This is a genomic window from Pseudomonas sp. 32A, assembly GCF_052682255.1.
Genome location: NZ_JBQYLY010000001.1, coordinates 4165129 through 4185425, shown reverse-complemented (window position 1 = coordinate 4185425; position 20297 = coordinate 4165129). Strand labels below are relative to the sequence as shown.

The window sequence follows — 20297 nt, the reverse complement described above, 5'->3', positions numbered from 1 at the left end:
GCGAAAAACTCAAGCGCACCGCGTTAAACCAGACAGAACGCGTTTTCGTTCACGTCCTTCGCGAGCAAGCTCGCTCCTACAGGGGCAGCGTGTTGCTCGACAAACTCGGCACTCAACTCGATCACTCGGCGGTATTGCAGGTCGACGGTGATCATGTGGTAGCAGTTGTCCAGCAGGATCTTGGTCACGGGGCCGCCGAGGCGGCGTTCCACGTAATCGGCGTTCCAGCGGCTGGTGATGTCATCCTCGATGGAATGCAGCACCAGGGCCGGGGTCTTGATCGACGGCATGAGTTTCTTCACCACGGCGTTCATCCAGTGCAACTCGCGCACCGTGACACCCTCCATGGTCAACAGCCCCGCCTCGCTGCTCTCCCCTTCCTTCATCTGCCGCTCGACGATAGCCCGAAGGCGCTCGTTCTTGATGCCATAGGGCGGCTTCTCAGTGAAGCGGAACAGGCGCACACCGAAGGGAATGCGGATCAGCAAGGGCGTAATGAATGCCATCTTGCTGATGCTCCAGCCGTCGTACTTCAACGTGGTGGAGTACATCAACAAGCCCGCAACCTGGCCCGGGAACTGCGACGCCACGTACATCGACATCACCGCGCCCATCGACAGCCCGCCGACAAACACCTGCTCGTGGCGCTGTTTCACGCCAACGAACGTCTTGCGTACGCCCTCGTACCAGTCCTGCCAGCCGGTGGCTTGCAGGTCGCTGTTGTCCCCGCAATGCCCGGCCAGGGTCGGCACGTACACCGTGCAGTTCCCGGCCTTGGCCAAACCCTGAGCCACCCGACGGAGTTCCGTCGGGGTGCCCGTCAAGCCGTGGATCAACAGGATCCCGACCGGACCGCTACCGAGAACGAAGCCGGCATCACCTTCACCGAGGTCGATCTCGTGGCTGCTCACCGTTTGGTCGCTCGCACAAGCAGTTGCTCGAGCAGCTTCAGGCCCAGGTCGATTTCCGGGTAGCTGATTTCCAGCGATGGAGCCAGGGTGATTACGTTTTTGTAGTAGCCGCCCACGTCGAGGATCAGGCCGAGTTTCTGACCGTCAACCACCATGTCGCCCTTCATGCCTTCCTCGACCATGTAGTCCAGGGTCGCCTTGTCTGGAGTGAAGCCGTCCGGGCCGCAGATTTCGCAGCGCAGGGCCAGGCCCAGGCCGTCGACGTCGCCGATGATCGGGAAGCGCTTTTGCAGCTCTTGCAGGCCGGCCAGGAAGTATTTGCCCTTGGCCATGACCATCGCGCCGTAGTCGACTTCGCTGGTCATCTTGAACATTTCCAGGCCTACCGCAGTGCCCAACGGGTTGGACGCGAAGGTGGAGTGGGTGGAGCCTGGCGGGAAGATCTTAGGGTTGATCAACTCTTCCTTGGCCCAGATGCCGCCCAGCGGGTTCAGGCCGTTGGTCAGCGCTTTGCCGAAGACGATCACGTCCGGTTTGACGTCGAAGTGTTCGATCGACCACAGCTTGCCGGTGCGCCAGAAACCCATCTGGATTTCGTCGACGACCATCAGGATGCCGTGCTGGTCGAGGACGTGCTTGAGTTCGCTGTAGAAGTTCATCGGCGGGATCACGTAGCCGCCGGTGCCCTGGATCGGCTCGACATAGAAGGCTGCGTATTCGCTCTGGCCGACTTTCGGGTCCCACACGCCGTTGTATTCAGTTTCGAACAGGCGGGCGAACTGCTGCACGCAGTGGCTGCCGTATTCTTCCTTGGTCATGCCTTTCGGGCCACGGAAGTGGTACGGGAACGGGATGAAGTTGGCGCGCTCGCCAAAGTGACCGTAGCGACGACGGTAGCGGTAGCTCGAGGTGATCGACGAAGCGCCGAGGGTACGGCCGTGGTAGCCGCCTTCGAAGGCAAACATCAGGCTCTTGCCGTTGGTGGCGTTACGCACAACCTTCAGGGAGTCCTCGATGGACTGCGAACCGCCCACGTTGAAGTGCACGCGACCGTCGAGGCCGAATTTTCTCTTGGCGTCGACTGCGATCATTTCCGACAGCTCGATCTTGCCTTTATGCAGGTACTGGCTGGCGATTTGCGGCAGGGTGTCGATCTGCTGTTTCAGCGCGTTGTTCAGGCGCGGGTTGGCGTAACCGAAGTTAACGGCCGAGTACCACATTTGCAGGTCGAGGTAAGCCTGGTCTTCGGTGTCCCACACATAGGAGCCTTCGCAACGGCTGAAAATACGTGGCGGGTCGATGTAGTGAACGGTGTCGCCGTAGGAGCAGTACTTGGCTTCTTTATCCAGAAGAACCTGGTCTTCTGCGGTAGCGATGCGGATATCAGACATGGTGGAAGAGTTCCTGATTGTCGGAAGAGGTGCTGAAGGAGGTGGCGTTGGCGGCGATGCCCTGAGGCAGCTTGGCCAGCAAGGCCGGCAGTTCGGCGAAGGTGTCGAACCGCGCGTAAGGAATGTTGTTGGTTTCACAGTAGTCAGCCAGGCTGGCCTTGGCGAAGACGAAGTCGGCGGTGGAGGCCACGCACATGTCGGACTTGCCGTCACCGATCACCAGCACGCGCTTGTTGCGCGGCGTGGACTTGCACTTGCAGTTGCCGGAAGCCGCACGGCAAGCGTCGCTGGCATACGGGAAATCGATGCGCCAGCTGTTCTGGTCGACCTGGCGCAAGCGGTTGGCGAGGATCGGCAGCAAGGTCACGTAGTTGCGCGACAGAATCCGCGCGATGCCTTGTTCGATGCCATCGCTGACCACTTCAATGGAAGCGCCCAGGCCCATGACGTGATCGACGAAGTCCGGGAAGTCCGGGTCGATCTCGACGCTGTCGAAGTACGCCAGCAACTCGGCCGGGGTCGCCTTGATCAGCGCCAGTTGACGGCTCAGGCATTCGCGCGAACCGATGTGCCCGTCCAGCCATTCCTGTTCGATGGTTTCCCACTCGGGGCCGGCGAAGCGTTGGAGGACGTTGTCGATGACGTCGGTGGGGGTGATGGTCCCGTCGAAGTCACACACGATATGCCATTGGATCATCTGCATTTACCTATGAAGTAGGAACGCGCTGTTGCGCTTGCAGAGTGCTAGAGCATGGACTGTGCCAAGTGCTCGCAGCCCCTGTTTTCAAAGGGTTTGGCGGGTATTGGCGTTTGGTTGTGTCGGAACTGGCTACAATTTTTGTAGCTTGCTACAACCTAGATGAGTGCTTGCCTGAGGCCGGGTGTTTGCGCGTTCATGCGCGCATGTTCACAAAAGGAAATGGCTCCATGTTCAGGGTTACTTTTGCTGTATTCGCCGGTTTGCTGGGGCTGTGGGGCGTTTCAGGCGCGGCGCTGGCAGGCGGGATTACCGGTGAGGCCGGCGCGGGTGTCAGTTACCAGCCTCATGATCCGACGGGCAGCCGCTACGAAACGCGGCCGATTCCTTATTTCGATCTGGATTGGGGGAGCGTCAGTCTGGGTACCGACGATGGGCTGACCTGGAGTGCCCTGAATACCCATGGCTTTACTGCCGGACCTTACCTCAACTACTTGCCGGGGCGGACGGCCAATGGGTCGCTGCGGGGCTTGCGGGATGTTTCGGATATGGCCGAGGTTGGGGGGTTTATTCAGTACGCTCCAGCTGATTTCTGGCGGGTGTATGCACAGGTGGGTCAGGCCGTGGGCGGGGCGCGTGATCAAAGCGGGGTTGTGGGGAAGCTTGGCGGGGAGTTGGGGTATCCGTTGGGTGGCGGGATTATTGGCAGCACTGGTTTGATGGCGCATTTTGCCGATGCTCGGCAGGCGCAGACGTTTTTCGGGGTGGATGCCAACGAGGCTGCGGCTTCGGGGTTTCGGCCGTATAACGCCAGTGCGGGGTTTCAGAACCTGACGTTGACGCAGAGTTTTGAGATTCCCCTGGATGCGAAGTGGTCGTTGTTGACCAGTGCCAGTTGGGTTCACTTGGTGGGGTCGGCGGCCAACAGCAGTATCGTCAAGGAAACCGGGGATGTGAATCAGGGGCAGGTGCAGACTGCGATCAGCTATAAGTTTGATTGAGTTGGGGGGGCATATCCGTTGCTGCGGTCAGGGCCGCTATTGGTTCCGCTCTTACAGCGGCTCACTTTTGAAAAGCGCAAAAGTAAGCAAAACGCTCTTGCCCCACCACTCGGCTCCTCGCCTAGGCTCGGAGTGCCCTCACTCCGGCTTTGGACCGTGGGCCGCCGTCATGGGCCATCCCTGGCCCAGGACGGCTAACCTGGCGTCCTGCCAGGTTACCCACGCTCCAAAGCCTGCGTTCGGCCAGCGTGGTTTAACGGGGCGCCTAAGATCAAGATCAAAAGCAAGAGCACAGCGGCCTCCCGGCCGGCTTGAGTGTTGAAGAGCAAAAGCCAAATCAAAATCTAAAGCGGGCACGGTCCAAATGTGGGAGCGGGCTTGCTCGCGAAGGTCGTTAACGATGACGCGGGCATCCTGAATGAACGCGGCGCTCTCAGGTTTTTCGCGAGCAAGCCCGCTCCCACAGAAAAGCAGATCTGTTTTCGCTCTGGATCTTGCCTTTGCTTTTAACACTCAAGCCGGCCGGGAGGCCGCTGTGCTTTTGCTTTTGATTTTGATCTGACTGCCCCAATAAGCCCGAGGCCGAACGCAGGTATTGCGGAGCGGGTAAACCGGCAGGACGCCGGTTTAGCCGCGCCGGGCCATGGATGGCCCGTCGCGGCGGCCCGCGGAGCAATGCCGGAGTGAGGGAACGCCGAGCCTAAGCGAGGCGCCGACAGGCGGGGCAGAGCCCTTTGCTTACTTTGGGGCTTTTCCAAAGTGAGCCGCTGTAAGAGCGGAACCATAAGTAGCCGTTACCGAAGAAACGGATATGCCCCCATCACCCCCTGCCAGCCTCACTGATAATCTGCCGAATCGCCCCGACAAACGCCTCAGCCGGCTGCCCACCACTCACCGCATACTGGTCGTTAAACACGATCGTAGGCACAGAAGTCACCCCACGAGACACCCACAACTGCTCCTGCTCCCGCACCTCGGCGGCATATTCATCCGAAGCCAGAATCGCTTCAGCCCGTACGCGATCCAACCCAACCCCCTCGGCAATCCCCACCAACGTCTCGTGATCCGACGGGTCCTGCTGATCCGTAAAGTACGCCTTGAACAGCGCCTCCTTGAGGTTGTACTGCAACCCCTCAAGCCCCGCCCAATGCAACAGACGATGCGCATCAAACGTGTTGTAGATACGACTCTGCCCATCGGTACGAAACGCAAACCCCAACTCCGCGCCCATATCACGAATCCGCGCCCGGTTAGCCTGGGACTGCTCAGCCGTGGAGCCGTACTTTTCAGTGATGTGCTCGGTAATGTTCTGCCCTTCAGCAGCCATGTTCGGGTTCAGCTCAAACGGCTGGAAATGAATCTCGGCCTGCACCTCCGGGCCCAGTTGGTCCAGGGCCTCGGTCAAGCCGCGCAGGCCGATAATGCACCAGGGGCAGGACACGTCGCTGACGAAATCGATCTTCAGGGGAGTACTCATGACTAGGCAACCTCGCTGGCATTAAACGCCGGAAAGGTCCCACGATACACCCCGTCAAGCCCTTACAAAACCTTCGCAGGCACCACCGGGTCGATCTGCGCCCAATGCGCTGCGTCCTGCCGATGCTCTTGCAAGTAGGGTAAGACCGCCGCCAGCAACGGCGCCTTGAACGCCTCCTGAAAGCGATGGGCCAGCCCCGGAATCAGCCGCAACTGGCTGCCCTGGATATGCGCCGCCAAGTGCACCCCATGCATCACCGGCAGCAGCGGGTCGGCAGTGCCATGCACCACCAGGGTCGGCACCCGCAGCTGGTTGAGCAACGGCACCCGGCTCGGTTCGGCAAGGATCGCCATGATCTGGCGCTTCACACCGTCAGGGTTGAACGCCCGGTCGTAAGACTGCGCCGCCTGCTGCAGCAACACCTTGCGATCATCCTTCACATAAGGACTGCCCAGCGCCGCCAGCAGGTCGGCCTGTTGTTCCAGGGCCACCTCACGATTGGGCGCGCTGCGTCGTGACAACAGTTGCACCAACGCCGCACTCGGTGCAGGAAGGCCTTCGGCGCCGGAACTGGTCATGATCAGGGTCAGGCTTTCCACCCGTTGCGGCGCCATGGCCGCCAGGTGCTGGGCGATCATGCCGCCCATGCTCGCGCCCAGCACATGGAATTGCTGGATGTGCAAGCCGTCCATCAAGCCCAGTGCGTCGTCGGCCATGTCGGTCAGGGTGTAGGGCGCCGCCACCGGCAGGCCGAGTTTGTAGCGCAGCACCTCGAACGTCAGGTTGGCGCTGGCCGGTGCCTGGCGCCAGGTCGACAGGCCCACATCACGGTTGTCATAGCGAATCACCCGAAAGCCCTGCTCACACAGGGCCACCACCACTTCGTCCGGCCAGTGAATCAACTGCCCGCCCAGGCCCATCACCAGCAACAAGGCCGGGTCGGAGGCACGACCAATGCTCTGGTAGGCCAGGCTCACCTGTTCCAGATCGACCCGTTGGGTCGGCACATTCACATCACATCGAGAAACCGCAAAGGACGGCAGGCCGAATAACAGAGCGGCCATGAAAAACAACACGCGCATGAAAAACACCGAAACGCAGAACCCCAGTAGAGCGCGAGTCTGATGAAGTTTGTACAAGCGCGCTGCCACAGTTCAGTGACAGTTTGATGAAGGGCGCCCAACGGTCATCCGCGTATCTATCTATCACCTCAAGCCCTGGCCCCGCCTCTTTAATGGCGCATTCACCGGCAAGCCCGGTCTTACCAGAGCATGAACACACCATCATGAGTGACCTGACCCTACTTCCCCCGTCTGCCACCCTGAGCGACTTCGCCTCGCCGTCGCTTCCAGGCCAGTCCCGCCTCCAGGACCTGAGCCTGTCCCTGCATGCCTCCGCGCGCTGGCGCGAAAGCCAGCAGGAACTGCATCAACTGATCACCCAGGCGCCCGGCGTACGCGACTCCATCGAACAACTGCTCACAGAGCATTGGCAACTGGGCGCCGCACCGGTCGGCCTGGGTTTTCTCAAGACCGAAGATCACGACGAGCACTTCGTCAGCCTGGTGGATGCCTGGGGATTTATCTGCCAGTTTCCAGACATCTCCCCCACCCTGGATGCCCGCAGCACCGTGGTCGGCCTGGCATCCCACAGCCTGTCAGCCCTCTCGCCGGTGCAATTGCTCAAGCGGCTCCAGGCAATGGGCCTGGGGAAATTGCTCAGTGCGCGCTGGGAGCACTATTGGAATACTCGGGCGCCAGGCACGCCGTTGTCCCGTCGCGAGCGGGCGGCACAGCTGTACTGCCAGCATTTCGAAGCCTGCGGGCAATCGGCCTATGCCCAGGGAAGGCTGAGTGCCCAGCAACTGATCTCGTTGCAGACGGTTCTCAACCCGGTCACTACTCCCAATGGCGTGCGCCCCGTCGAGACCTGCCAGCTGGCGTTGCTGCTGCCCGACCAGAGCAAAGTCAAATTGCCGGGCGCCTGGGTTATCTCCGTGGGCCACGAGCCGTTGATGACTCAAACCCTGTACCTGCCCTGCCGGCAACCCGGCGTGATGGTGTTCAGCCAACGCAGCGACATGGAGCGGTGGCTGGTCGCGGCGGATCAGCAACTGATCCCGCCGGATGTCGCGACTGACGCTGTCACCGTCGAATACAGCTCGCGCACGGAGCCCCTGGAGCACGGCATTCTAGACCTGTTGTCGCACCTGCACGCGGCGCAGTTGGAAAGCCTGCGCAACCGTCATCGCAATGGCAGTGACCTGGCCCGTTACGCCAGACACGCCCTGGATGATGCCGACCGCCTGGACAGCCAGCGCCGGGAAATCCCGATGCTTATTGCACCGCATCAACCGGCAGATGCGCCCGGCCCGGACGCTGATGACCTGCCTCCTGCCCTGCCCTTCGGCCACCTCAGCGCCGACATTGCCCTGGGCCAGCGCTGGGCCGCGATCAGGCAACAACGCAGCGCACTGGAGCGCTTCCTGGGCGATGGCCCTGAGCAAACAGCCCGGCTGGCGCAGTTGAAGGTATTGATGCAGGCCCTGAAAGACGCAGAGCAGGCCGGCAATGATGCCGCCAGCGGCCTGCTGGCAAAAAAAGCCGCCTTCGATCAACTTGAGCTGCGGCAAAAGCCCAACCCGGACTATGACGCGCTCTATCAGGCACGCCTCGCCGCCCTGCGCGCCGAGGGGGCCATCCAGCATGCCCTCCAGCAGATCAGCGATGAAGAACATCGCATGCTCCTGGCCGTCGCGGATCACCCCTCGGCCCCGGAACTCCGCCCGGCTGTCGCGGTTACCCGCCTGATACTCTCCAGCCGTGACCCAAGGGAAGGCGCCGACGAGCTGACAGGCCTGTTGCTCATTACCCAGGCCAGTGCCCTGACCGCTTCGGCCCCCCACAGCCTGTTGCTGTACTGGCCCGGCAATGCAGGGGGCCTGCAGCGCTTCGAATCCCGCCAAGCCCTGGAACACTCCCTGTTCAAGCTGTCGAGCGAAGCGCAGGACGTCACCCTGCAACTGTCGCTGCTGACCGGCGACCCGATTGAATACTCGTTGCAACAGCAGCTGTACGCCAGCGAACAACAGGCGTATGCGCTGATCTCCCTTTTTCCGGTACCACCGTTCGCCCAGGAGCGCGCCGAAGGCCTGGACAAGCTTAAGGAACAAACCCTGTTCGCCCTGCAAACCCCAGTGAACCCGGCGCGCGAGCTGGCCTACAGGCAACTGCTCGAGCAACAACGCAGCACCACCCTGGCCGGGGCACTGCCCGGGGAGTTGAGCCAGTTGCCGGCAGATGAACGCCTGGCGCTCAAGCACCTGATTCAAGCGCAGGTCAGCGCCCTGCATCGCTCGCAGCAGTTGCTCGAGCGCGAGTTGGAACCCTTCGACGATTTCGGCCAGCGCCGCCTGGACCAGCGCCTGCGCGAAGACTTCCAGCTTGAACACGCCTGGTCGGTGCAACTGGACCTGCCTGACGCGGTCAGCCAGGAGCGCGAATACCTGTCCGAATACGCGGGCCCGGGTACACCGTTCAAGTATGTGACGGTGCCCAGTACCCGCCGCAGCACCCTGTCATTGTTGCAACTGGCCCAGCAAAACATCGACCCGACGCTGGCCCAACGCCTGACCTACATGAAGCTCGATGTCACCGGCCCCAATGCCCTTGAAACCACCCGGCTGAACACCGGCCTGTCCCTGGAGTACCTGAAGAACCTGGTCAAGGAACTCGACCTCGCCGGGGCCTACGAAAGCTTGATCACCCGCACCTTCCTCGGTGATCCCGCAGCGGCGCCCTTCACCACCCAGCACCGTCGCGAATGCCTGACCGAGCCACTGCGCCTGATGCTGATGCTGCAAGGCAAACGCGCGCGGGCCCTGGGGCGATTCGACGACAACGATCTGCGGGTGTTGAACATCGCCATCGACGCCGACAACGCGGGTGCCTGGCAGGTGGAGGGCAAGAAAATCGCGCTGCTACCGGCCACGCTGAGTGCGGGCGGGGAAGATACCGACTTCGGTCCGACCACCCTGTCGGGGGTCACCTTTATTCAGGAACAGGTCTCCGGCCTGACCCTGCTGTACCTGCCGAACAGCCCGGACAACCAGGACCTGCGGCGTTACCCGAGCCTGGAACTGGCCCGCAAGGCGCTCTACGACCTCAGCCTGGGCAGCGGCATGAGCGCCTACCTGGCCGGCCTGGCCATCAAGGGCGACACCGCCGCCCACCTCGCCCGTATCGCCCAGGCACAGCAACGGAATTTTGATCCGATCTTTGCCGTCGGAACCCCGTGGCCGGCCACCACATCGCTGGCCGCCCATTTGCTGAACGCCCATATGGGGCGGGTCATAGAAGCGCATCGCGCAACCTCGCGCTCCAACGCGGCCTTGTTGCTGGAGCAGAATGCGCTGCGCGCCGGGCTGATCTTCAACTACTTGAAAATCGCCCTGGGGCTGGTGCCGTTCGTAGGTTCGGTTGTCGCGCTGTATGACGCCTGGTCCAGCGCCAACCTGGCCACTGCTGCGTTCTTGCGCGGGAACGTCGGCCATGGCCTGGCCGAGGTCGAGGCGGTGCTGTTGTCGCTGATCGACTGCGCCATGGACATTCTGCCGGGCAGCCTCGCCCTGCCGGTCAACGCCCGCGCTGCCACCCGCCAGCGTCAATTGCGCCATCTGGCCAGCAGCGCCGCCAGCCTGCACCTGCCCTCGGTCACGCAGGCTCGTCGGGCGGCACAGCGTTTCGCCGGTTACATGAAGGGGTGATCTCGCTGGCCGGGCTGCAACCTCAAACCCACGGGTTTTATCGCAATGTGTACCGGCATGCCGACGGCGACTTCATCGTGCGGCGCGGGCGTATCTATCAGGTTGAACTGGCCGGTGATCCCCTGGACTGGCGCCTGAGCCCGACTCGCAGCAAAACCTACAAGCAGCCGATTGCCCTGGATGAAAACGGCGAGTGGGACACTCACTACGGCGTCTACGGCAGCGCATTCAAGGGTGGCCTGGCGGGTGGCGGCAGCGTACTCGGGCATATGGCCGAAGTGCTTGATCCGATATGGCCCCAGGCGATCCGTGATTACTTGCCGCGCTGGTGGACCGACCGCGCCCTGCGCCGCCAACGGGCGTTGGCCAACAGTATCAACAGCCGCGAAGACCTGATTGCGCACGCCATTAACCGAACCGAAGAACTGATGGCCCGCACCGACAGCACAGGCCCGGCGATCCGCAGGGCCTTCGAGCAGGACATCGAACTGTACAGCCGCCAGTATCAGGAACTGACGGAGTTCGCGCCCTTCACCAGCGGCAACCGGCAGCGCGCGATCAGAGAGGACATGAGCCGCAATGCGGCGCGCCTGACCCTGACCACCCTGAACCGGGCGCGCTATCACTTCAAGCAGATCGAGGTGCGGGTCCTGGAGCTTGGAACCCATAACATGACCGCCATCCCTCCCGAGATTTTCGGCACCCCGGCGCTTGTTCCTGCCGTGTTGGACATCCTGCGGCAACGTAAAAGGATCAGTATCGAGATTCTGCGCGACCTGGACATGATCGATGCCGACTTTCCCCAATTCAACCGCTGGTTCGAAAACGTCACTGACACCGCCCACCGTGCCCGGCTGAACCCGATGCTTGAACAGTTCCGACGCGTGCTCAATGACAGCTACCGCATGCACCTGAGGTTGGCGCACCGCTTCGACACCCTTGAGGTATACCCAGAAGTGACCGAACTGTCCTGGTGGTACCTGCGGGCCCAGTCTCGAGACAGCTATGCCAAGGTCAACCGGGCCCAGGCCTCCCATTTTGAACTGCCCAACGCCAGCGCCAACATCACACAGCGGCGCAAGGTGCTGGAAGACTGCATACAGGCCTATGAACAATTCCGGCTGACCATCCGCACCTGGAACCTTGGTTACCCGCAGCATTTCGACCAGGCGCAACTCAGTGCGTTTTTCGTCGACATTGAGCAGATGATCGAACTGGCCCGCCGTGGCATCAAGGAGTCACCGGCAAGCCGCCCACCGGCCGGGCAACCTGTGCGGCGGGTATTCGACACCGAGGACAATATTTCCCTGGTAGGTACCGAGAGCGTCGACCCGCAAACCCAGGCCACCACTTACCGGGTGGAGAGCACCAGAGGGCGGGCCGAAACCTGGGTCAAGGGCCCCGGCGGAAAGTCCCGGCTCAAGGACAGTATTGCCTCGGAACCCGCCCCGCCGGAGTCCAACGTCAAGCAGTTCGTGGTGAGCGAAGCCAAGGCTCGCCTGGACAACGTCGCGCAGTACGAAAGCCGCGCCATCGCCTACACCGAGCAAAAAATGCTGCCGGTGGACCTGGAACATTTGCTGGTCAGTGAAGCGGCCGAGTTGAACCTGCGGGCCAATCGCCTGGAACGCCTGGACCCTACCGAGGACCTCGTGCGCCAGTTGCGGGCCAAGGCCGCGGAGCTGACCATCAAAGGCCGCAACCTGCGAATCCGCCAGACCCTCGCCAGCAAAACCCCTACCGAAGGTTATCTGGACTACCTGCGCGAACAGCGGGTGGTGGAGATTCGCAAGGACGAACCGGCCCGCAACCTCAATGAAGGCAAGAAGGGACGAGCGGATTACCTTCAGGAATACGTGGTTGAGGACCTGACACAAACGCCGCCCGCCACCCTGTGGTATGCGCACTTTCATTACGACAAGGCCGGGGCGCAGTTCGACGAGTTCATCAAGGCCCACTTGAAGATTCCCGAGCAGCGCAACCTGGGCCTGCAATGGCAAGTCGCCCAGGCGCAAGCCGGGGCCACGGTCGACCCTATCTGGCGCGGCAATATCGGGCGACCGCTGGCCGCCCGGCACTTTGCCGGGGTGTGAAGGCGGCGGGACTTGAGCACCACGGTCGACAGGCCTATCAACATGAGACAAACTCAACCGATCAGAATTTGTCACAAGTTATATTCATGGAGACCCCGTGCTCGAAATCCGCCATCTCAAGACCCTGCACGCCTTGCGCGAAGCCGACAGCCTGGTGGAGGCCGCTGAGCGCCTGCACCTGACGCAATCAGCGCTGTCCCATCAGTTCAAGGAGCTTGAAGAACGCCTGGGCATGCAACTGTTCGTGCGCAAGACCAAGCCACTGCGCTTCACCAGCGCCGGCCTGCGCCTGCTGCAACTGGCGGACGCCACCCTGCCCTTGCTGCGTGGCGCCGAACGCGACATCGCACGCCTGGCCGGCGGCACGGCCGGGCGTTTGCACATGGCCATCGAGTGCCACAGCTGTTTCCAGTGGCTGATGCCGACCATCGACCAGTTCCGCGATGCCTGGCCGGAAGTCGAGCTGGACCTGGCTTCCGGCTTCGCCTTCGCGCCGTTGCCGGCCCTGGCCCGTGGCGACCTCGACCTGGTAGTGACGTCCGACCCGCTGGAACTGCCGGGCATCACCTATGTGCCGCTGTTCACCTATGAAGCCATGCTCGCGGTGGCCAACCAGCACCCGCTGGCGAACAAGCCGTACATCGTGCCCGAAGACCTGATCAGCGAAACCCTGATCACCTACCCGGTGGAACGGGATCGCCTGGATATCTTCACCCGCTTCCTGGAACCGGCCGACGTGGAACCGGCCCAGGTGCGCACCTCGGAACTGACGGTGATGATGATGCAGTTGGTGGCCAGCGGTCGCGGCGTGTGCGGCATGCCCCACTGGGCGCTGCATGAATACAGCTCACGGGGTTATGTGAAGGCCAAGCGGCTGGGGGAGAAAGGCTTGTTTGCCACGCTTTACGCCGGGATTCGCGCCGACATGCTGGATGCGCCCTACATGCGCGACTTCCTGCTGACGGCCAAGGACACCTCGTTTTCGACCCTGGACGGGGTCAGCGCCGTACGCTGACCTGTAGCGGTTCCCTGTGGCCAGGGAGGCCTTTGTGGTGATGGGGCTTGTCCTGTGGCGAGGGGGCTTGTCCCCCGTTGGGCTGCGCAGCGGCCCCAAAAAAAGCGGGAGCGCTACGCACTCCAACGGGGGACAAGCCCCCTCGCCACAGGACAAGCCCATTCACCACAGACAAACTCCCTCATCCCTGATCAGGCGGTGATCAGCGACGAGCGGTAGAACGGCAGAATCAAGTCCCGGGTCAGCGGCGCAAGCTGCAAACCGCCGTCACCGGTCGGGTCGATCCAGCGCACCTCTTCAATCTCGGCAGCCGGTGTCACCGCCACGTCGATGTGCACCTGGAACAGCTCGGCCTGCACCACAAACCCCGGTTCATTCGCCGCCGGCGCCGAGAACTGCCCAAGGTACACCGCTGCCGCCGGGTCAATCCGCAGGCCCAGCTCTTCGTGCAGCTCACGGGCAAGAGCCTCGGCAGGTTGCTCGCCGGCATCGATCTTGCCGCCTGGCTGCATGAAGGCCTGGGTGCCGCGCTTGCGTACCAGCAGGGTCTGGCCGTCGCTGCCGATCAGCAGGGCGGCGGCGATGCGAATGGTGGAGGTCATGGGAAGGTCGCCTTGAATACAAAGGCGCAAGGATCCCATGAACCGGTATCAGCTCGAAAGCAGCGCCTCATCCGGTTCCTTGATAAACACGCTGTACTTCGCCCCTTCCATGGCCTCGAACGCAATCAGCTTGTCCACCAGCGGCAGGTTCAACACTTTGCCGGCGTTGAGCAGCAGCATGCCGTTGTCGGCGTTGAGGTTGCGCGCCAGCACCATGCCTTCGGCGAGTTCGCGGGTGCTCAGGACCTTGACCGACGGGTCGCCCAAGGTCACGTCGCTGAGGAACGCGGCGCAGGCCTGGATGAAGTCTTCCACCATCTCCGGGTCGTAAAGGCGCCCGGCGTATTTACGGATGTAGAGCAGCGCTTCATCGCTGTTCATCTGCCGTTCGAGGATCAAGCCGCGTTGCAATTCGATGAAATCCACCGCCAGCTTCAACAGGCGCGCGCCCACAGGTATTGCCTCGCCCTTGAGATGGTCGGGAAAACCGCTGCCGTCCCAGCGCTCCTGGTGATGGCGGATCAAGCGGGCCGCGTCTTTCATCGGTTCCAGGGTCATCAGCAACGACTCGCTCTGGGTCGGATAGGCCCGATAACGCAAACGGTCGGTGCTGTGCAGCAAGTCGCTGGGAGAGACCATCATGCTGTCGCTCCAGCTTAACTTGCCGATGTTGTAGAGCGCGGCAGCCATGGTCAGGTCGCGCGCGCTGGCTTCGTCCATGGGCTGGAACTTGCAGTACACACGGATCAGTTCGATCAGTTGACGGTTGGTCTGTTTTTCCTTGGGCAGCCGCAGGTTGGCCAGCAGCGAAAATACCTCGGTGCCGGTCACGTAGCTGCGCTTGAGTTCATCGTAGGCCAGGTCGAGCATGTCGGCGGTCTGTTGCAGCTCGGAGGTGCGCGCCGCCACGCGTTTTTCCAGGGTGGCATTCAGGGCTTTCAGCTGGTCGTTCTGCTCCCGGGTCAACTGCTCAAGGCGCAGCCGCTCACGCTCGGAATGCTGGTGCTCCAGGGACTGGCGCAGGGTCAGGAGCATTTCCTCGTCATTCCAGGGTTTGCTGATGTAGCGGTGGATCTGCCCTTCATTGATCGCCTTGATCATCATGCTCATGTCGGCGTAGCCGGTCAGCAGGATGCGCGTGGTGGCCGGGTACAGCCGGTGGGTCTCGGCCAGCAGCATCGCGCCGTCCATGGCCGGCATGCGGGCGTCGGTCATGACCAGGTCGATGGGCCGCGTGGCCATGATTTCCAGGGCCTGGGCGCCACTGCCGGCCAGCAGCACGTCGTAGGGTTGGCCGCGCAGCAAACGGCGCAGGCTGTTGAGGATCGACTCTTCGTCGTCGACCAGCAAAATCGTGGGGGTGTAGGGGGCAGTCGTAGCAAGTTGCTCGTCCATGGCGACACCTCCTTTCAATGACACACAATTGCACCATTGCGCGCCCGTCGTCATCAATCGCTGTACTTGCTGGAGCATTGAGCGCTAGATGAATGCGGGGGTAACTGGCGTTGATTTGACGCCAACTGGCCGACTTATTCAAGGGAGCCAACTATGCTTGTGGCAAGAAGCCCATGACCGCCCCTGTTTATCGATGCATTCAAGGTAAGGAAGCCACATGCGCCAGAATATGCAGTTGAGCGCCTCCTGGAACCGCTCATGAACCCGCGCTCTGCACGGGCCAATCGGCGAATCCTGATCGTCGACGATACCGCCTCGATCCACGAAGACTTCCGCAAGATCCTCGAAGCCGACGCCAATGGCGGCCAATCTCTGGACAGCATCGAAGAGACCCTGTTCGGCACCGCCCCGGCCGTGCGCCAGACGTTCCTGCTGGACTCGGCCTACCAAGGCCAGGAAGCGCTGGACCTGGTAACCAAAGCCTTGGCCGCCAACACCCCCTACGCCCTGGTCTTTATCGACATGCGCATGCCGCCGGGCTGGGACGGGCTGGAGACCATCGAGCAACTGTGGGCTGTCGATCCCCACCTGCAAATCGCCTTGTGCACGGCCTACTCCGACTATTCCTTCGAAGCCATCGAAGCGCGCCTCAAATACGACGACCAACTGCTGATCCTGAAAAAACCCTTCGACAACCTCGAAATCCGCCAGATGGCCAGTGCCCTGACCTGGAAATGGCAGCTCGCACAGGATGCCGCGCTCAAGCTGATGGGCCTGGAGCGTACGGTAGAGGAACGGGTGCAGGAACTGCTCAAGGTTTCACACCTGCTGCAATACGATGCCCTCACCGACCTGCCCAACAGCACGCTGCTGGGGGACCGGCTGACCCAGGCCATCGCCGCCTGCCGGCGCCATGACACCCAGTTGGCGGTGATGTTTATCGGCCTGGACCGCTTCAAGCGCATCAATAACGCCCTGGGCCACCCCGTGGGCGATGAAGTGCTCAAGCAAGTCAGCCAAAGCCTGGTGGCGACAGTGCGCGAGTCGGACTCGGTGTTTCGCTACGGCTCCGACGAGTTCGTGCTGATCCTCAACGACGTTCATCATCCTCAGCAAACCCAGCACATCGCTGAAAAAATCCTCAAGGCCGTCAGCCACATCCGCTACGTCGCCGGCCACGACCTGAGCGTCACCGCCAGCCTGGGCATCAGCATTTACCCCAACGACAGTTTCAGCGCCGTGGAATTGATCAAGAAAGCCGAAACCGCCATGCACGCCGCCAAGGATCATGGCCGGAATGATTTCAGCTTTTTTATCGATGACATGAACCGCCGCGCCCAGGAACAACAAAGCCTGGAGACCGCGATTCGGCTGGCGCTGGAGCGTAAAGAGTTTGTCCTGCACTACCAGCCGAAACTGGACTTGAACAGTGGGCAAATCGTCGGCGCGGAAGCCTTGATTCGCTGGTACCAGCCCGGTCACGGCTGGGTCTACCCGTCGGCCTTTATCCCGGTCGCCGAGGACAGCGGGCTGATCGTGCTCCTGAGCCAATGGGTGCTGGGCCAGGCCTGCGAGCAAGCGCAAGCCTGGCAGGCAGCCGGCCTGGCGCCGATCTGTATTTCAGTGAACATCTCGGCCATCGATTTTCGCCAGCGGGATTTTGTCGCCAACTTGGCCGCCATCCTCGAGCGCACCCACCTCGCACCGGGCTTGCTGGAGCTGGAGATTACCGAAAGTGTGCTGATGCAAAACGTCGAAGACACCCTGGTGACCCTGCGGGCGATCAAGTCCATGGGGGTGCGCCTGGCGGTGGATGACTTCGGCACCGGCTATTCCAGCCTCAGCTACCTGCGGCGGTTTCCGATTGATGTGCTGAAAATCGATCAGTCGTTCATTCGTGGCTTGAGTAAAAACACCCAGGACGCGCAACTGATCAGCGCGATTATCAGCCTGGGTAAAAGCCTGGACCTGAACATCATTGCCGAAGGCGTGGAGACGCTTGAGCAACTGAACTTCCTCAGGACTCACCAGTGTGAAGAAGGCCAGGGTTTCCTGTTCAGCAAGGCCGTGGCCGCCGATGAATTCGCCCAGTTCATGCAAGCCGGACGACACACCCTGATGCCCAGCCAATAACCTTCTGCCCCAAGGAATCATCGCTTGAGCGACGCCACGCCACGCTACGTTCACCGGTCTTCACGGGTGCCCGGGATCGCCATCCTGTTTTGGCTGGCGACCTGCCTGCCAGTGATGGCCGCGCCCCTGGACGAACCGCTCAAGCCGCTGCCGCCGATACCGCAACTGGATCCGGCAACGGTGGAGCTGGGGCGCCAGCTGTTCAACGAAACACAACTGTCGGTCAACAACACCAAGTCCTGCGCCAGCTGCCATGACCTGCAAACCGGCGGCGTCGACAATCGGCCGTTTTCCCTGGGGTTCGACGGCAAGCCGGTGGCGCTCAACACCCCGACCGTGTTCAACGCCAGCCTGAACTTCAAGCAATTCTGGAACGCACGGGTCGACACCCTGGAGGCACAGGTCGAACATGTGGTCACCAGCCCCATGGAAATGGGCAACGACTGGAAAACCGTGATCCGGACCTTGTCGGCACTGCCCCACTACCAGGCGGCGTTCCGGCAGATCTACCCCGACGGCATCACGCCCGCCACGGTGCAAAATGCCCTGGCGACCTATGAACGTACCCTGCTCACCCCCAATTCGCGCTTCGACCAATACCTTCAGGGCAACACCGACATCCTCACCCTCAAGGAAAAATACGGCTACCAGCGCTTCAAGGAATACGGCTGCATCGCCTGCCATCAGGGTGCCAATATCGGCGGCAACATGTACCAGAAATTCGGCGTGATGGACGACTACTTCATTGCCCGTGGCAACCCCACCGAAGCTGACCTGGGGCGCTACCTGCTGACCAAGGATGAAGAAGACCGCAACGTATTCAAGGTGCCCAGCTTGCGCAATGTGGCCGTCACCGCCCCGTACTTTCACGACGCCTCGGCCAAGACCCTCGAAGAAGCCGTCGACGTGATGTTCAAGTACCAGCTGGGGCGCATTCCCTCGGCTGAAGACGAGACCCTGATCGTGCTGTTTCTGAAAACCCTGACGGGCGAATGGGCAGGCAAGCCACTATGAAACTCTCCCGCCGCGCCACCCAGGTCATGCTCAGCACCATGACCCTGATACTCGCCTCGACCCTGGTATTCCTGTACATCAAGTCATCGAGCGACCAGACCAGCATCTACACCGAATCCCGCGACCTGATCCGCGAAATCAAGCAACTGAACTCACAATGGGACAGTGAAGTCCTCAAGGCCCGGATTGCCCTGACCCACAACTACGACCCACTGGTCGCACCCCTCACCGAGATGAACCGCCTGTGGGCCAGCCTTCAGCAGCGCGGATCGCAACACCGTCACGAAGACCCCGCCCGCTGGCAGGCCGGCCAGGACGCCTATCGCCAGGCGATCGACGAAAAAGCCCGGTTGGTGGACCAGTTCAAGTCCCACAACGCGGTGTTGCGCAACTCCCTGGCGTTCCTGCCCACGGCCGAAGACGATATCCAGGCGCAGTTCCTGGCACTCACCGACGCCGAGAGACTGCTCCAGCAAGGCATTGCCACCGACACCTACGACGTGCTCCTCAGCAGCCTCGAATTCGCCCAGGTGACCAGCGACGACAAGGCCGCCGACATTCTGGTGGGCCTGAACACGCTGGCGATCAATAAACAGAGCCTGCCCGAGTCGTTCCAGGTGCCGGTGGAAATTCTCAGCAAGCACATTGCGCTGATCCTGCGGGAACAACCCTTGGTCAACGGTCTGCTCGAACGCATCGCCGCCGTGCCGCTGGCCGAACGCCTGGACGACCTGACCAACCAGCTCAATCAGGACCAGACGGCGTCTGACCTGCTCGACCAGAAATACCATCGCTATCTGTTGGTGTTTTCCATCTTGCTGGTGGCACTGCTGTTGTACCTGGCGATTCGCCTGTTGCGCAGTTTCGCCGAGATCAACCGGGTCAACCGCGCCTTGCATGGGGTCAACGAAAGCCTTGAGCAACGCGTCGAGGAACGTACCCGGGAACTCAAGGATGCCCAGAGCGAACTCATGGACAGTGCCCGCCAGGCCGGCATGGCGGAAATTGCCACCAACGTGCTGCACAACGTCGGCAACGTGCTCAACAGCGTGAATATCTCGGCTGAGCTGGTGACGCGCAAGCTGCGCACCAGCAAGGCGCTGGGGCTGGGCAAGGCCATGCAATTGATCAATGAACACCGCCGTGACCTGGGCACCTTCATCACCGAGGATGAAAAAGGCAAGCTGCTGCCCGATTACCTCAACCAGTTGGTCGAGGCCATCGCCACTGAGCAGCAGGGCCTCACCGAGGAACTGGCGCAACTGAGCAAAAGCGTCGACCACATCAAGGACATTGTTTCCACCCAGCAGTCCTACGCCGGCGCATCCACGCTGCTGGAGCCGGTGCATATCAGCGCCTTGATGGAGGACGCCCTGCGCATGAACTCCGGGGCCCTGAGCCGCCACCATGTGACCGTGGTCAAGCACTACCACGACGTCCCCGAGGTCATGGCCGACAAGCATCGGTTGCTGCTGATCCTGGTCAACCTGATCAGCAATGCCAAGTACGCCATGTCCAACCTCACCGACCGCCCCCGGCAAATCACCCTGACGGTAATGCCGTTGGACGACGGGACCTTGCAGATCAGCGTCAAGGACGAAGGCGAAGGCATACCTGCGCAAAACATGACGCGAATCTTCACCCACGGTTTCACCACCCGCAAGGAAGGCCACGGCTTTGGCCTGCACAGCTGCGCCCTGGCGGCCCTGGAAATGAAGGGCCGCCTGACCGCCCACAGCGATGGCCCGGGCAAAGGCGCGTTGTTCACCTTGCTCATCCCCCTTGACCCCGCACGGACCTGAG

14 protein-coding genes are annotated in these 20297 nt (G+C 61.7%); 7 read left to right on the top strand and 7 right to left on the bottom strand.

Translation table 11 applies throughout. From position 1 onward, the window contains the following. Positions 1–23: 23 nt before the first annotated feature. Genes ACUN0G_RS19170 through ACUN0G_RS19160 form a run of 3 tightly spaced genes read right to left on the bottom strand, consistent with a single transcriptional unit; the run spans position 24 to position 2999 of the window. Positions 24–911: an alpha/beta hydrolase gene (locus ACUN0G_RS19170; RefSeq protein ID WP_445574037.1), complete on the bottom strand. Its 888-nt coding sequence runs from the start codon at positions 909–911 to the stop codon at positions 24–26. After that, positions 908–2302, bottom strand: coding sequence for an aspartate aminotransferase family protein (locus tag ACUN0G_RS19165; RefSeq protein ID WP_445574036.1), 1395 nt, complete (start codon positions 2300–2302; stop codon positions 908–910). The genes ACUN0G_RS19170 and ACUN0G_RS19165 overlap by 4 nt, the downstream gene beginning before the upstream one ends. Beyond that, the gene (locus ACUN0G_RS19160; protein WP_421553870.1) at positions 2295–2999 is read right to left on the bottom strand and encodes an MtnX-like HAD-IB family phosphatase; all 705 of its coding nucleotides are present in this window, start codon (positions 2997–2999) and stop codon (positions 2295–2297) included. Before ACUN0G_RS19160 ends, ACUN0G_RS19165 begins: the two co-directional genes overlap by 8 nt. Positions 3000–3229: 230 nt before the next feature. Between ACUN0G_RS19160 and ACUN0G_RS19155 the strand changes: the two genes are divergently transcribed. Next, positions 3230–4000 (top strand): MipA/OmpV family protein, encoded by a 771-nt coding sequence (locus ACUN0G_RS19155; protein WP_445574035.1) that lies wholly within the window; start codon positions 3230–3232, stop codon positions 3998–4000. Positions 4001–4820: 820 nt separating this feature from the next. Here ACUN0G_RS19155 and ACUN0G_RS19150 read toward each other — a convergent pair. Both ACUN0G_RS19150 and ACUN0G_RS19145 read right to left on the bottom strand, forming a co-directional pair. Further along, a complete protein-coding gene (locus ACUN0G_RS19150) occupies positions 4821–5477 on the bottom strand; it encodes a DsbA family oxidoreductase (RefSeq protein ID WP_445574034.1) in 657 nt (218 codons plus the stop codon). 62 nt (positions 5478–5539) lie between these two features. Next, positions 5540–6559 carry an alpha/beta fold hydrolase gene (locus ACUN0G_RS19145; RefSeq protein ID WP_445574033.1) on the bottom strand — a complete coding sequence of 340 codons (1020 nt, stop codon included), beginning with the start codon at positions 6557–6559 and terminating at the stop codon, positions 5540–5542. 203 nt (positions 6560–6762) lie between these two features. Here ACUN0G_RS19145 and ACUN0G_RS19140 point away from each other — a divergent pair, with 203 nt between their 5' ends. The 3 genes from ACUN0G_RS19140 (at position 6763) to metR (ending at position 13350) form a co-directional block, all read left to right on the top strand. After that, entirely contained in the window at positions 6763–10242 is a 3480-nt protein-coding gene (locus ACUN0G_RS19140; RefSeq protein ID WP_445574032.1) for a dermonecrotic toxin domain-containing protein, read from the top strand. Next, complete coding sequence (locus tag ACUN0G_RS19135; protein WP_445574031.1) at positions 10239–12335, top strand: hypothetical protein; 2097 nt, start codon at positions 10239–10241, stop codon at positions 12333–12335. The genes ACUN0G_RS19140 and ACUN0G_RS19135 overlap by 4 nt, the downstream gene beginning before the upstream one ends. 97 nt (positions 12336–12432) lie before the next feature. Then, positions 12433–13350 (top strand): transcriptional regulator MetR, encoded by a 918-nt coding sequence (gene metR / locus ACUN0G_RS19130; protein WP_017480097.1) that lies wholly within the window; start codon positions 12433–12435, stop codon positions 13348–13350. 191 nt (positions 13351–13541) lie between these two features. Here the strand turns inward: metR and ACUN0G_RS19125 are convergent, their stop codons facing one another. After that, entirely contained in the window at positions 13542–13952 is a 411-nt protein-coding gene (locus tag ACUN0G_RS19125; protein ID WP_445574030.1) for an NUDIX hydrolase, read from the bottom strand. Between the two features lie 48 nt (positions 13953–14000). Further along, positions 14001–15347, bottom strand: a complete 1347-nt coding sequence (locus ACUN0G_RS19120; protein ID WP_445574029.1) for an HD domain-containing phosphohydrolase — start codon at positions 15345–15347, stop codon at positions 14001–14003. Positions 15348–15605: 258 nt separating this feature from the next. Between ACUN0G_RS19120 and ACUN0G_RS19115 the strand changes: the two genes are divergently transcribed. From ACUN0G_RS19115 to ACUN0G_RS19105, 3 genes are all read left to right on the top strand, one after another. Then, entirely contained in the window at positions 15606–17480 is a 1875-nt protein-coding gene (locus tag ACUN0G_RS19115) for a putative bifunctional diguanylate cyclase/phosphodiesterase (RefSeq protein WP_421552750.1), read from the top strand. A 66-nt stretch (positions 17481–17546) separates the two neighbouring features. Next, complete coding sequence (locus ACUN0G_RS19110; RefSeq protein WP_445575574.1) at positions 17547–18494, top strand: cytochrome-c peroxidase; 948 nt, start codon at positions 17547–17549, stop codon at positions 18492–18494. Further along, positions 18491–20296, top strand: coding sequence for a DAHL domain-containing protein (locus ACUN0G_RS19105; RefSeq protein ID WP_445574028.1), 1806 nt, complete (start codon positions 18491–18493; stop codon positions 20294–20296). The genes ACUN0G_RS19110 and ACUN0G_RS19105 overlap by 4 nt, the downstream gene beginning before the upstream one ends. The last annotated feature ends 1 nt before the right edge of the window (position 20297 follow it).